This is a genomic window from Pseudacidovorax sp. DMC4 (genome assembly GCF_056314265.1).
On record NZ_JBQUYR010000002.1, the window covers coordinates 532,751 to 545,227 of the forward strand.

At 69.7% G+C, this 12,477-nt stretch carries 12 protein-coding genes; 4 read left to right on the forward strand and 8 right to left on the reverse strand.

Annotated elements, in window-relative coordinates; genetic code table 11:
- Window positions 1-16: 16 nt before the first annotated feature.
- From ACT54X_RS06205 to lptF, 4 genes are read right to left on the reverse strand one after another with little or no spacing between them, the layout of a single operon-like run.
- A complete protein-coding gene (locus tag ACT54X_RS06205; RefSeq protein WP_234191764.1) occupies window positions 17-958 on the reverse strand; it encodes a CysB family HTH-type transcriptional regulator in 942 nt (313 codons plus the stop codon).
- A gap of 43 nt (window positions 959-1,001) precedes the next feature.
- A complete protein-coding gene (locus ACT54X_RS06210) occupies window positions 1,002-1,373 on the reverse strand; it encodes a sirohydrochlorin chelatase (protein ID WP_294365417.1) in 372 nt (123 codons plus the stop codon).
- Window positions 1,370-2,479 carry an LPS export ABC transporter permease LptG gene (lptG, locus tag ACT54X_RS06215; RefSeq protein WP_294365419.1) on the reverse strand — a complete coding sequence of 370 codons (1,110 nt, stop codon included), beginning with the start codon at window positions 2,477-2,479 and terminating at the stop codon, window positions 1,370-1,372. The genes ACT54X_RS06210 and lptG overlap by 4 nt, the downstream gene beginning before the upstream one ends.
- A gap of 4 nt (window positions 2,480-2,483) precedes the next feature.
- Complete coding sequence (lptF, locus tag ACT54X_RS06220; protein WP_354320557.1) at window positions 2,484-3,572, reverse strand: LPS export ABC transporter permease LptF; 1,089 nt, start codon at window positions 3,570-3,572, stop codon at window positions 2,484-2,486.
- A gap of 22 nt (window positions 3,573-3,594) precedes the next feature.
- On the opposite strand from lptF, the gene ACT54X_RS06225 reads away from it, so the two are divergent.
- The 4 genes from ACT54X_RS06225 (at window position 3,595) to ACT54X_RS06240 (ending at window position 7,374) form a co-directional block, all read left to right on the forward strand.
- Window positions 3,595-5,094 (forward strand): leucyl aminopeptidase, encoded by a 1,500-nt coding sequence (locus ACT54X_RS06225; protein WP_476345583.1) that lies wholly within the window; start codon window positions 3,595-3,597, stop codon window positions 5,092-5,094.
- Between the two features lie 18 nt (window positions 5,095-5,112).
- Complete coding sequence (locus tag ACT54X_RS06230) at window positions 5,113-5,550, forward strand: DNA polymerase III subunit chi (RefSeq protein WP_354320555.1); 438 nt, start codon at window positions 5,113-5,115, stop codon at window positions 5,548-5,550.
- Window positions 5,547-6,026: a hypothetical protein gene (locus ACT54X_RS06235; protein WP_294365434.1), complete on the forward strand. Its 480-nt coding sequence runs from the start codon at window positions 5,547-5,549 to the stop codon at window positions 6,024-6,026. The genes ACT54X_RS06230 and ACT54X_RS06235 overlap by 4 nt, the downstream gene beginning before the upstream one ends.
- 136 nt (window positions 6,027-6,162) lie before the next feature.
- Window positions 6,163-7,374 carry a branched-chain amino acid ABC transporter substrate-binding protein gene (locus tag ACT54X_RS06240; RefSeq protein ID WP_017761929.1) on the forward strand — a complete coding sequence of 404 codons (1,212 nt, stop codon included), beginning with the start codon at window positions 6,163-6,165 and terminating at the stop codon, window positions 7,372-7,374.
- Between the two features lie 64 nt (window positions 7,375-7,438).
- Here the strand turns inward: ACT54X_RS06240 and ACT54X_RS06245 are convergent, their stop codons facing one another.
- The 4 genes from ACT54X_RS06245 to ACT54X_RS06260 form a co-directional block, all read right to left on the reverse strand.
- Complete coding sequence (locus tag ACT54X_RS06245) at window positions 7,439-8,407, reverse strand: Bug family tripartite tricarboxylate transporter substrate binding protein (RefSeq protein WP_294365439.1); 969 nt, start codon at window positions 8,405-8,407, stop codon at window positions 7,439-7,441.
- Window positions 8,408-8,472: 65 nt separating this feature from the next.
- Entirely contained in the window at window positions 8,473-9,747 is a 1,275-nt protein-coding gene (locus ACT54X_RS06250; protein ID WP_294365444.1) for an alkyl sulfatase dimerization domain-containing protein, read from the reverse strand.
- On the reverse strand, window positions 9,744-11,105 hold the full coding sequence (locus ACT54X_RS06255) for a DUF1254 domain-containing protein (protein WP_476345587.1): 1,362 nt from the start codon (window positions 11,103-11,105) through the stop codon (window positions 9,744-9,746). The genes ACT54X_RS06250 and ACT54X_RS06255 overlap by 4 nt, the downstream gene beginning before the upstream one ends.
- Window positions 11,102-12,466, reverse strand: coding sequence for a DUF1254 domain-containing protein (locus tag ACT54X_RS06260; protein WP_294365948.1), 1,365 nt, complete (start codon window positions 12,464-12,466; stop codon window positions 11,102-11,104). Before ACT54X_RS06260 ends, ACT54X_RS06255 begins: the two co-directional genes overlap by 4 nt.
- Between the last annotated feature and the right edge of the window lie 11 nt (window positions 12,467-12,477).

Consider the following 12,477-nt stretch of genomic DNA (forward strand, 5'->3'; position numbering starts at 1 on the left):
GCGCGATGCGGCGGAATCAGAGTTCGTAGTCGTCGTAATGGCCGCTCAGGGCCTTGGCGATGAGGTTGCGGTCCAGCCGGTCCGACAGCAGCTCGGCGAACTTGAAGACGAAGTTGCGCAGGTAGGCGCCGCGCTTGAAGGCGATGCGGGCGACGTTCTGGCCGATCACCTGGCCCATGGGCCGCACCACGAGGTCCTCGTTGTTGTCCTCGCGGACGGCCATCTCGGCCACGATGCCCACGCCCAGGCCCAGACGCACATAGGTCTTGATGACATCGGAGTCGATGGCCTCCAGCGCGATGCGCGGCGACAGCTTCTTCTGCGCGAAGGCATGGTCGATGCGCGTACGGCCCGTGAAGGAAGGGTGGTAGGTGATGATCGGCTCGGCCGCCAGGTCCTCCAGGTTCACGCGCTCCTTGGCGGCCAGGGGATGGTCCTTGGGCAGCACCAGCACGTGCTGCCATTCGTAGCAGGGCAGGGTGACGAGGCCGTCGTAATCGTCCAGCGATTCGGTGGCGACGCCGACCTCCGCCACTTCGTCGAGCACCATCTGGGCCACCTGTGCCGGCGAGCCCTGGTGCAGGCTGACGTTGACCTTGGGATAGGCCTCGCGCAGCTTGACCACGGGGACGGGCAGCACGTAGCGGGCCTGGGTGTGCGTGGTGGCGATGGACAACGTGCCGCTGTCCTGCGCGCTGAACTGCTCGCCGATGCGGCGCAGGTTGCCCACCTCGCGCATGATCAGCTCGATGCTGGCGATCACGTGCTGCCCGGGCTCGGTGACGCGCTTCAGGCGCTTGCCATGGCGCGCGAAGATCTCCACGCCCAGCTCTTCTTCCAGTTCGATGATGGCCTTGGAGACGCCGGGCTGCGAGGTGTGCAGCGCCTTGGCGGCTTCGGTCAGGTTCAGGTTGCGGCGCACCGCCTCCTGAACGAACTTGAACTGGTGAAGGTTCATAACAAATCCCGATGTTTATCGAGATTCATTATGCCTTATGAATCTATTGAAGTGGTTGGAGCGCCAGCCGGGCCAGCAGGTCGATGACGGCCGGATCCTGGCCCACGGCTGGGGCCTGGGTGAACTGCACGGCGGGGTGCTTCTGGCGCAGTTCGGCCATGAGCAGCGGCAGGTCTTCCCGCGCATGGCGGCCCATGCCCAGGAAGAGCGGCACGACGTGGATACTGGCCACGCCCTCGGCCACGAGTTCCGCCACCGCCGCCGGCAGGTCGGGCGCGACCAGTTCCAGATAGGCGCAGCGCACGCGCGCGTCCGGCGCCTGCTCGGCGACGCGACGCGCCACGGCCTCCACCGGCTCGCGCCACTGCGCGTCGCGCGAGCCATGGGCGAAGAGGACGATGCCGTGCATCGTCATCGCCGCAGCACCAGCCAGCCGAAGGCGCCCAGCGACATCAGCGAATACAGAAGGCCCGGCGCCGCCGCCGTGGCCCACGGCCACCAGTCGCGCAGATTGCCGATGTAACCGAATACGTTGTTCAGCAGGAAGAAGCTGATGCCGATCATCACGCCGCCGAACACATAGCCGGCGATGCCGCTCTGGCGGAAGTGCAGGTAGGCGAAGGGCAGGGCCAGCACCACCATCACCAGGCAGGACAGCGGATAGAACACCTTGCGCCAGAACTCGATCTTGTAGCGCTGGGTGGCCTGGCCGTTGGCATCCAGGTGGCGCGTGTACTCGAACAGGTCGACCGTGCGCATGCGCTCCGGCTTAAGCAGTGCGACCGCCACCATGTCCGTGGTCAGGCCGGTCTGCCAGGCCAGCAGCGGCTGGTGAACATTGATCACCTTGGGCGACGTCGTGCCGGGCGCGGTCTGGAACTCCTGGCGCTGGGCGTTCTGCAGCACCCAGCCGCCTGCGACGATGCGCGCCGTGTCGGCCGTGGTCAGCGAGCGCAGGAAGCCGCGGTCGTCGAACTCGAACACGCGCGGCAGCTTCAGCGTGCCGTCGCGGTCGATGGACACCACGTTGACCGCGAAGGAATGGTCGCCCTGCCGCTCCTTCAGCCAGCCGCCCGTGAGGCCGGCCGTCGCCAGGTAGCCCTGGTAGCGGGACTTGAGCAACTGCGCCGCACGGTCGGACAGCGGCGCCACGTAGTCGCCCACCGCAAAGGTCAGCACCACGAAGCCGAGGCCCAGCGTCAGCAGCATGCGCAAGGCTCGCCATGGACCGAGGCCGCTGGTGCGCAGGATCGTGTATTCCGAGCTGCGCGCCAGATTGGCCATCACGAAGATGCTGCCGATCAGCACCGCGATCGGAAGCAGTTCGTAGAGGTGGCTGGGCACCAGCAACGTGACGTAGAGCAGGGCCTGGGGCAGGCCGTAAGGTGCCACGGTGCCTTTGCCCACCGAGGACAGCTCGTCCACGAAGTCGAAGAAGAAGAACAGGCTCAGGAAGCCCAGCGTGACGAAGGCGATCGACTTGATCGCCTCGGCGTAGATCAGGCGGCGCAGCGTTCTCATGCGTTCAGGATGTGGCGGCGCGCGGGCGCGGACGCCGCCAGCTGTTGTGGCGAAGGGCGATCCACAGCAGCATGCCCACGAGCATGCCGCCATGCAGCACCACCAGGAAGCCCGGCAGCGAGAAGCGGCCGTTGCCCACCCAGCTTTGGCCCAGGTTGAGCAGGTTGAAGTAGATGACGAAGCAGAACAGGGCGAACAGCAGGTTGCCGCTGCGCCCCACCCGCGGGTTGACGTTGGACACCACCAGCGCCAGCAGCACGAAGTTCACGGCGGCCAACACCATGCCCACGCGCCAGCCGAGCTCGCCCTGGTTGGGCAGCGAAGGCGATGCGAGCAGAGCGAGCGTGGACAGCGCCTTCGGCGCAACGGTCTCGCCCGGCAAGGGGCTGTCGTTGCCCATGCGCGCGCCGTAGGTGCCGAATTCGCTGATCTTCAGGTCGCTGTTGTCGAAGCTGCGCTCCAGCCGCTGGCCGTTGGACAGGACCAGGTAGCGGCCGCCCATGAGGGTCTCCACCTTGCCGCTCTGGGCCGAGGTGATGATCTGCTGGTTGCGCTCCAGCGAGGAGATGAAGACGTTGGAGGCCGAGGTGGCGTCCGGCGAGTCCTTGTCGATGTAGAACACGCGGTTGCGGGCCGCCGATTCCTGGAACTGTCCGGGCGCCACGCGGTCGAGGTCGCCGCGGCGCTCGTACTGGTCACGCATGCCCTGCGTCTGCGAGTTGGCCCAGGGCCAGCCAACGAGCGACAGCACGGCGATCAGCAGCAGCACCGGCCAGGCGAAGCGCAGCAAGGGCGAGATGAAGTCCGCCAGGCCGCGACCCGCCGAGAACCAGATGACCATCTCGCTGTCGCGGTACATGCGCGAGAGCGTGCCGACGATCGAGATGAACAGGCTCAGGCTGAGGATGGTCGGCATGTAGCCGATCACCGTATAGGCCATCACCAGGAAGACCTCGGAGGGATTGACGCTGCCACGCGAGGCCAGGCCCAGCGTGCGGATCAGGATGATCGTCATCACGATCGCGATCAGCACCACCAGCGTGGCCCCGAAGCTGCGCGACAGCTCCTTGCGCAAAGTGGAATGGAATAACATCGTCCGAGCGAAAAGACGGATTATGGACTTCCAACTCAAGACCCTCGGCCTCGCGCAGGCTGCCTCGGAAAAGGGCGACGCACTCGTCGTCCTCGTGCATGACGACTTCAAGGGCGAGGGCAGCGACGGCGTGTCGCGGCTGCTGGCCCAGGCCCGCAAGGCCGGCGACCTGAAGGGCAAGCCGGGCAAGCTGGTCGAGGCCTATGGGGCGGCCGACGTCTCGGCGATGCGGCTCGTGCTGTGCTCTGCCGGTGATCTTTCGTCCACGGCTGTTCGCAGTGCCGTCGGTGCGGCCCTGCAGGCGGTCAAGTCCGCCGCGCCCAAGAAGCTGGCGATGGTCTTCGCGGGCGCCGTCGATGCCCGGGCCCTGCATGCGGCGATGCTCGCCGCCGCCGACGCGAGCTACGTCTACACCACCACAAAGTCCAAGCCCGAGCCGCGCACCATCCGCCAGCTCGTGCTGGGCGTGGCCGATGCCTCCGGCCTTCAGGCCGGCTTCGACGTCGCTCGCGCCACGGTGCGGGGCATCGAGTTCGCCAAGGAATGGGCCAACCGTCCGGGCAACCACTCCACGCCCACGATGCTGGCCGAGGCCGCGCAGTCGCTGGCCCGCGGCCCCAAGCTCAAGGTCGAGGTGCTGGGTCCGCGTGAGGTGGCCAAGCTCGGCATGGGCGCCTTCATGGCCGTGGCCCAGGGTTCCGAGCAGCCGCTGCGCTTCATCGTGCTGCGCTACCAGGGCGCGGCCAAGGACGTGGCGCCGCAGGTGCTGGTTGGCAAGGGCATCACCTTCGACACGGGCGGCGTGTCGCTCAAGCCCGCGGCCGAGATGGACGAGATGAAGTTCGACATGGGCGGCGCGGCCAGCGTGCTCGGCGTCTTCCGTGCGCTGGGTGAGATCCAGCCTGCCATCAACGTGGTCGGCCTCATTCCCAGCTGCGAGAACATGAACGACGGCCGAGCCGTGAAGCCCGGTGACGTGGTCACCAGCATGGACGGCCAGACCATCGAGATCCTCAACACCGACGCTGAAGGCCGGCTCATCCTGTGCGATGCGCTGACCTACGCCAAGCGCTTTTCGCCCAAGGCGGTCATCGACATCGCGACCCTGACGGGCGCCTGCGTGGTGGCCTTGGGCGGCGTGCGCAGCGGCCTGTTCTCCAGCGACGATGCCCTGGCCGGAGCCCTGCAGCGTGCGGGCGAGAACGCGCAGGACCGTTGCTGGCGCATGCCGCTGGATGACGAGTACGCCGAAGGGCTGAAGACGCGCTTTGCCGACGTCGCCAACGTGGCCGGCCGCGCGGGCGGCGCCATCACGGCCGCCAAGTTCCTGCAGCGCTTCACCGCCGACTTCGCCTGGGCGCACCTGGACATCGCCGGCACCGCCTGGAAAAGCGGTGCGGCCAAGGGCGCCACGGGCCGTCCCGTGGGCCTGCTGCTGGACTACCTGCTGTCGCAGGCTGCCGCAGGCGCCGTGCCGACGGCGCCGCGCAAGCGCGCCCGCAAGACGCCAGCCCCGGCCTGAGGCCGAGCGTAACGCCCCGTGACCGAGATCGACGTCCACTACAACACGGCCGACAAGCTGCAGCATGCCTGCCGGCTCCTGCGCAAGGCCGTGCTCGGCGCCGATGCGCAGGTCGTGGTGCAAGGGCCCGGCGAACTGCTCGACGCGCTGGACGAAGCCCTGTGGCGCTTCTCGCCGGCGGACTTCATCCCGCACTGCAAGGCCGACGCGCCAGTGCATGTGCGCGGGCGCTCCGCCGTGCTGCTGGGCCTGGCCGAAGGCGAACCACCGTCCCACCGCCAGGTGATGCTCAACCTGGGTCGGCCCCTGCCGCAGGGCTTCGAGCGCTTCGATCGCCTGATCGACGTGGTGGGCCTCGATGACGACGAGCGGCTGGCCGGCCGCACGCGCTGGCGCCACTATTCGGATCGCGGCTACGCCATCACGCGACACGACGTGGGATCGCGCAGCGCATGAGCGTGCCGCCCCGCACCCCGCCGCGCTTCGTGCCGACCCTCACCGCGGTGGTCGACCTCGACGCGCCGTCGGTGGTGGGCCCCGAGCTGGTCTGGCCCGAGACGCCCGCTCCGGTGCTCCAGGCCGATGCACCCGCCGCCACGGTCCCGCCGGCCGCCGAAGCCATGTCCGTGGCGCAGGCCTCTGCCGAGCCGGCGCCCACCGCCTCCATGGTGGCCATCCGCCCGGAGGACGTCTTCGAGATCGAGGAAGAACTGCTGCACCGTGTGCTCCAGCGCGTCGACCTGCGGCTGGAGGAGGCGCTGACCGATGTCGTCTCGCAGGCCGTCCAGCAGCAGCTCGATGCCATGATCCCGGTGCTTCGGAACCGTCTCGAAGACCAGCTGCGGCAGCTCATTTCGAACGCCCTGGCCGAGGAGCTTTCGGCCGCCCAACCCCGTGTTTCCGCCGGGGTTCGTGCACCATCGTTGGGCTAAACTGACTCGCAGGTCGGAGGGCGCGCGGGTGCCGCCAGCCGGTGCGTCGGCTTGGAACTTGCTCCAGCATGGCGCGCCGGTTGCATCGACCGGTAGACCAACATCAATCCTGTCTTCATCGTTCTGGAGGTTTCTCATGCAATTGAAATGGACCGCGGTCGCCCTGGCTGCACTCTCGGTGGTGGCCTGTGGCAAGAAGGAAGAAGCCGCAGCACCCGCAGCGAGCCCGGCAGCCACGGCGGCGGCGCCCGCACCTGCTGCGCCTCCGGCGGGTGAAACCCTCACGGTCAAGATCGGCCACGTGGCGCCCACCAGCGGTGCCATCGCCCACCTGGGCAAGGACAACGAACTGGGCGCCAAGATGGCCATCGAGGACCTGAATGCCCAGGGCATGAAGATCGGCGACAAGACGGCCAAGTTCGAGCTGATCGCCGAGGACGATGCCGGCGATCCGAAGCAGGGCACGGCCGTGGCCCAGAAGCTGGTGGACAGCCAGGTCAACGGCGTGGTCGGCCACCTGAACTCGGGCACCACCATCCCCGCCTCCAAGATCTACAGCGACGCCGGCATCCCGCAGATCTCCCCCTCCGCGACCAACCCCAAGTACACCCGTCAGGGCTTCAAGACCACCTTCCGCGTGGTGGCTGACGACACCCAGCTGGGTGGCACCCTGGGCAAGTACGCCGTCGAAACCCTCAAGGGCAAGAACATCGCCGTGATCGACGACCGCACGGCCTACGGCCAGGGCGTCGCCGACGAGTTCGAGAAGGCCGCCAAGGCCGCCGGCGGCACGATCGTGGGCCGCGAGTTCACCACCGACAAGTCCACCGACTTCAACGCCATCCTGACCAAGCTCAAGGGCGCCAAGCCCGACATCCTGTTCTTTGGCGGCATGGACGCCGTCGGCGGCCCGATGCTCAAGCAGGTCAAGCAGCTGGGCCTGAACGTCAAGTTCATGGGCGGCGACGGCCTGTGCACGGGCGAGCTGGCCAAGCTGGCCGGCGATGCCATCGGCGAAGAGATGGTCTACTGCGCCGAAGCCGGCGGCGTGGACGGCGACTTCAAGGCGCCGCTGGACGCCTGGAAGGCCAAGTTCAAGGAAAAGAACGGCGTGGACGTGCAGATCTACGCGCCGTACGTCTACGACGCCGTGCAGGTGCTGGCTGCCGCCATGGCCAAGGCCGGCTCGGCCGACCCCGCCAAGTACCTGCCTGAAGTCGGCAAGATCGAATACAAGGGCCTGACCGGCCCCATCGCCTTCGACGAGAAGGGCGACATCAAGAACGGCGCGCTGACGCTCTACACCTACAAGGGTGGCGCGCGCACGCAGATCGCCGTGGTGCGCTGAGCACCTCCGGCGCATCGCCAGACCAAGGGGCCTTCGGGCCCCTTTTCTTTGGGCGCGGCGGCTTTCAATCCAGGCTGAGGTTGATCGAGCGGATGAGCCCGCGCCAGTCCTGGAGATCCTGGCGGATCACCGCGCCGAACTGCGCAGGCGTGGTCTGCGGAAGATCGTCGAAGTTGAGTTCCCGCATGCGCCGCACCACCTCGGGGTCGACCAGGGCCTTCTGCACGGCCGCATTGAGGCGTCCGATGATGTCCGGCGGCGTGTGCGCGGGTGCCAGCAGGCCGTACCAGCTGTAGGTGGTGAAGGGATAGCCGGCTTCCGTCATCGTGGGCACGTCGGGCAGCATCGGCAGCCGCTTGGGGCCGCTGTTGGCCAGGGCGCGCACGCGCCCCGCCTTGACCAGTTCGATGGTCGACGAGGTGTCGCCGAAGGCGGCGTCCACCTGCCGGCCCGCCAGGTCCTGCACGCAGGGGCTGGTGCCCTTGTAGGGCACATGCAGCATGTCGATGCCGGCCTGCTTCTTCAGGCTTTCCATGGCCAGGTGTCCGCCTGAGCCGGCGCCCCAGGAGCAGTAGCTGTACTTGCCGGGATGCGCCTTCACCTCGCGCACGAACTCGTCGAGCGTGCGGGCTGGAAAGTCCGGACGCACCAGCAGCAGGTTGCCGCCGCGGCCGATCTGGGCGATGGGTGCCAGGTCCTTGACCGGGTCGTAGGGCAGCTTCCGGTAGAGGCCGGGATTGACCACCACCGACGCCGCATAGGTGAACAGCAGCCGGTAGCCATCCGGTGCCGCCCGGGCGCCGGCCTCCACGCCCAGCACGCCGTTGGCACCCGGCTTGTTCTCGACCACGAAGGGCTGGCCGAGTTGCTTTCCGAGGAATTCGGCCATGATGCGCGCGATGGTGTCCGTGCCACCGGCCGGTGCAGTGGGCACGATCAGCGTCACCGGACGTTGTGGGTACGGTTCGGCGGCGTGACTGGACGCGCAGATGGCGGCAAGGAAAAGTGCGCCGTGGCGCAGGATGGTGGGCATGGGTGTCTCCGTGATCGGGATGTTGCAGGGCCGGCAGGTGGGCAAGGGCGCGGGAGGGGGCGCCGTCAGCCAGCGCCCGGCCGCGGGGGCAGGGTGGCGTCCAGGCGCTCGGCACTGCTGAGAAAGAGATTGCGCGACACATAGCTGCGCACCTGGCCGGCGCGCTCGCGCAGCCACGCAGCCTTGAGCCGGCGGGCCTCGGCGAATTCGGCCGCCTCGCCCTCGGCGGTGGCCAGCAGGTCTACCACGTGCAGGGCCAGTTGCCATTCGCCACGCGACGCAAGTGCGGCGGCGCGGGCCAGCACGCCGGCCTTGTCCGTGATGGCGGCGCCGACCTCCCGCGCGACCCGGTCGGGCGGGGCGGGATGCAGGCTGGTCGGGTTGCGGTCCCACCAGCCGTTCTCGGCGCGGTAGACGTCCCGCACCACATAGCTCGGCTCGCCATAGGTGGGCTTGAGCCAGTCGACGCCGAAGATCTCCTTGGGATAGTCCAGCCGCGCGAGGATCTGGCGCTCGTCCAGTCCCTCATTCATCAGCGCGACGGTCCGCTCCCGCAACCAGCGCAGGGCGCGCGCCGTGTGCAGCAGCACGTCCTGCACGCGCTGGGCGCCACGCAGCGTCGGGCCGAACTCGCGGACGGCGACCTCCGGGCGCAGCGCGGCGAGTTGCTCCAGCGTGCGCGCCCAGCGGACCGGGTCGCGCAGCGTGCGCAGCGGCGTGCCGACATTGGGCATGGAGTCGATCAGGGCCGCGCCACCATAGAGCACCCGCTGGGCAGGCGACCACAGCACGATGGCATCGTCCGTCTCCGATGGGGCCCACCTCAGCTCGACGCGCCGCTCGTCGTGCCCGATCGTCAGCCGGTCCTCGAAGGTCTCGTCGGGGTCGTGCAGCGCCAGGTGGCGTTCGAAGAAGGCGGCGGGCCGGCGGAACTGCATCTCCGCCAGCCGGTGCTGCAGGCCGGCTGTCTCGCGGTAGCGCGCGTGACGGCGCAGCACGCCTGCATGGGCGATCACCCGGGGCCGCGGATCGCCGCGCTGCGCGGCATGGGCCAGCCACTGGTCCACGCCGGCGTTGTAGCCCAGGTGCCCATGGCTGAAGCACAGGGCGTGCAGCGGGGCATCGCTCAGCGCGCGCAGCGCATCGATCATGCCCGCGGTGACCCGGCCGCCGGGCCCGGCGTCCATCACCACCAGGCCCACATCGGTTTCGGCCGCGAAGGAATGGCCCTGGCCGCGCAGCAGATGCAGCCCGGGTCCGACGGTTTCGCTGCCTTCGCCGACGATGAGGAAGGGCTTTTCGGCGCTGGCGCCGCCCGGCGTGGGTTGCGGCAGGGTCATGCGCGTGACTCCGGACCCGGGGCGTCCGCCGTTCCCGCGGGCCGGCCGGTCACGCGCAGCGCGGGCGGACGCCAGCGGTCCTCCAGCAGGGCCGGCCGCGGGATGTAGGCCCGCAGGCAGAGGTAGAACTCGCCGGCTGGCGCGGGCAGCCAGTTGGCGCGCACGTCCGGCTCTTGCGGTGCCTCGTGCGCGATGTGGATCGTGAGGCTGCCGTCGGCTGCCCAGGCCAGCCCGGCGCTGCGGTCGCCGATGGCGTAGCGGTCGATGGGGTTGGCGACCAGCATGTAGTCGCGGGCGTCGTAGAGCGTGATCGACCAGAAGGCGTCGACGGGCGGGGTGGCACCGGGCGCGAAGTGCAGGGCGTACACGCGGCGGCCGGTGAGCGGCTCGCCGTCCTCATCCTTCCAGGCCAGGGGGTAGTAGGCCTCGGCGCTTTCGAGCATGCCGATGTACTTGAGCGCCACAAGGGCCCGCGCCCGGTGGTCGTCGCCGAAGCTGCCTTCCACGAGGGGCGGCAGCGTCCAGCCTTCGGCCGTCTGTCGTCCCGTCTCGGTGTTGCGCAACAGGGCCAGCGCCTCGTCCAGGGCCTGGCCCAGGCGGCGCAAGGCCTCGTCCGCCGGCGGTGGCCCGGCGGGATCGAGCCCCAGCGCCGCGAGCGCGGCGATCTGCGGCAGGTCGGAGGCGGGCGGCGGGTTTTCGCCGAGTGCCGCCCGCACCTGGTGGGCAAAGTGCGCCGGCCCGGCGGGCGCCGACGGATCGCAGTCGGGGTCGAAGGCCCGCGGCCTGGGCGGGCGGCCGGCGACCCAGTCGCCAAGGCGGTGCAGCCGCAGTCCGTCCTGCACGGCATGGGCGCCCGGCAGGTCGTGCTCGCCATCCACCAGGATGCGGCCGATGACCCAGACCCAGGGCGTGGGGCAGGGCACGCGGGTGTCGGCCGACTGCAGTGCCTCCGGTAGCTCGCCCTGCCAGCCCGGCGGCGTGAGCACGAAGCGCCGCGCCGCATTGCCGGTCAGTCGCGTGCCCAGATGTGCGAAGGGATTGGTGAAGAAGTCGAGCAGGCCCAGCACGTAGTAGCGGCCCTGTGTGTCGGGCACTTCGACGACCAGCGGCTCGTCGTCGACATGGAGCCAGGCCGTCGAGTAGAGCGTGTCGTTGTTGGGCGTGACCACGCGGCTGCGCCCGGGCGCGAGCAGGCTGCGGCTGTGGGTGAAGACGTTGCACCATCGTTGGCCTTCGGGCGCCTCGCCGTGGGCCGCCACCCGCCTGGGGGAGGTCGCGGCCCGCATGCGGCGCATTTCGTAGAGCGGATAGGCATAGACGATGGCCTCGCGGTCGGCGGTGCTGGTCGCGGGGCTCATGCCGTTGCTCCCCAGGCCTGCAGGGCGGGTATGCGCCAGGTGCGGGCCTCTTCGCGCGGATGGTAGAGGCGCAGGATCAGGTAGAAGCGGCCCGCCGGCGTCGGCAGCCAGTTGGCGTCGTCGGCCGGGCGGTCGTGGCTGAAGACCAGCCGCAGGCCGCCGTCCGCATCGCGCCGCAGGCCGGGCGTGCGGTCGCCGATGGCATGGCGGCCGAGCGCATTGGCATGGAGGAAGCGGTCCGCGTCGTACAGCGTGACCGACCAGAAGGCGTCGGCCGGCGGCAGTGCATCGGCCTCGAAGCGCATCGTGTAGCGGCGGCTGCCGTCCAGGGCGTCGCCGGCGGCATCGAAATGGCCCGCCGCGTAGAGCGCTTCGGTGGTGGCCAGCGCACCCAGGCCGATGTAGGCCGTCAGCGCACGGGTCAGGTGGTCGTTGCCATAGCGCCCGGCCCGGCCGGCCAGCACCCAGGGCTTGCGGCGTCGGCTGCGTGCCGCTTCGCCGACCAGCCGGGTCGCCTCGGCCAGCCCTTGCTGCAGACCCTCGCGCGTGGGCGCGTCCAGGGCCGCCCAGTCGAAGCCGGAGCCCGGCCGCAACCCGGCCTGGCCCAGCCATGCGACCAGCCCCACGTCCTCGGGCCGGCCGGGGGCATCGGCCAGCGCGCGGCAGAGGTTGCCGAAGAAGCGCCTGGCCACGTCGTGCGTGGGCACGCCGGCCTGCATGTCGGCCATGGCGTCCACGGGCTCGCCCTCCCAGGCCGCCACGCAGGCCGGCACACGACTCGGGCCGGTGCCCTCGGCCGGCGCGAGCCGGATGCCGGCCTGCAGGGCACGGGCCGCGGGCCAGTCGGCCTCGTCGCCGACCAGGATGCGGCCGATCAGCCACACCAGCGTGGTGGGGCAGGGCACGTGCCGCAGGTGCGCAAGCGCCGCCGGGGCGCGCTGGCCGGGTCCGAGCAGCAGCACCTGCTCGCCCTGGGCGCTGCAGTTGCGCGGGCCGAGGTTCTCGAAGTTCTCGGTGTAGGCGTCGTAGAGCGCCAGCACGAAGTAGCGGCCGGGATGCTCGGCCGCCGCCGGAACCGTCAGCACGCAGGGGCCGTCGCCCAGGTGGATCCATGCCGTGGTGTAGAGCAGGTCGTTGGCCGGCGTGACGATGTCGCGGTCCTGGTCGGTGGAAGGTCGGGTGATGGCATGGAGCGCGTTGATGGGGGCCCGCGGCGCCAGGCCCGGATGGCCGGTCTGCAGGCGGCAGGTGCGCACCGATTCGACCAGGGGATAGCCGTGCACGAAGGCGGTCAGGCCCACGGCGCGGGCCAGGTCGCGGCGGCCGGCGTCCAGGCCGGTGAGGGTGTCAGGGGAGGTCATGATCATGGGCG

Coding starts and splice junctions, on each gene's coding strand:
- ACT54X_RS06250 (WP_294365444.1), bottom strand. CDS start 9,747: ATGACCCTGCCGCAACCCACGCCGGGCGGCGCCAGCGCCGAAAAGCCC.
- lptF (WP_354320557.1), bottom strand. CDS start 3,572: ATGTTATTCCATTCCACTTTGCGCAAGGAGCTGTCGCGCAGCTTCGGG.
- ACT54X_RS06255 (WP_476345587.1), bottom strand. CDS start 11,105: ATGAGCCCCGCGACCAGCACCGCCGACCGCGAGGCCATCGTCTATGCC.
- ACT54X_RS06260 (WP_294365948.1), bottom strand. CDS start 12,466: ATGACCTCCCCTGACACCCTCACCGGCCTGGACGCCGGCCGCCGCGAC.
- ACT54X_RS06225 (WP_476345583.1), top strand. CDS start 3,595: ATGGACTTCCAACTCAAGACCCTCGGCCTCGCGCAGGCTGCCTCGGAA.
- ACT54X_RS06210 (WP_294365417.1), bottom strand. CDS start 1,373: ATGACGATGCACGGCATCGTCCTCTTCGCCCATGGCTCGCGCGACGCG.
- ACT54X_RS06235 (WP_294365434.1), top strand. CDS start 5,547: ATGAGCGTGCCGCCCCGCACCCCGCCGCGCTTCGTGCCGACCCTCACC.
- ACT54X_RS06205 (WP_234191764.1), bottom strand. CDS start 958: ATGAACCTTCACCAGTTCAAGTTCGTTCAGGAGGCGGTGCGCCGCAAC.
- lptG (WP_294365419.1), bottom strand. CDS start 2,479: ATGAGAACGCTGCGCCGCCTGATCTACGCCGAGGCGATCAAGTCGATC.
- ACT54X_RS06245 (WP_294365439.1), bottom strand. CDS start 8,407: ATGCCCACCATCCTGCGCCACGGCGCACTTTTCCTTGCCGCCATCTGC.
- ACT54X_RS06240 (WP_017761929.1), top strand. CDS start 6,163: ATGCAATTGAAATGGACCGCGGTCGCCCTGGCTGCACTCTCGGTGGTG.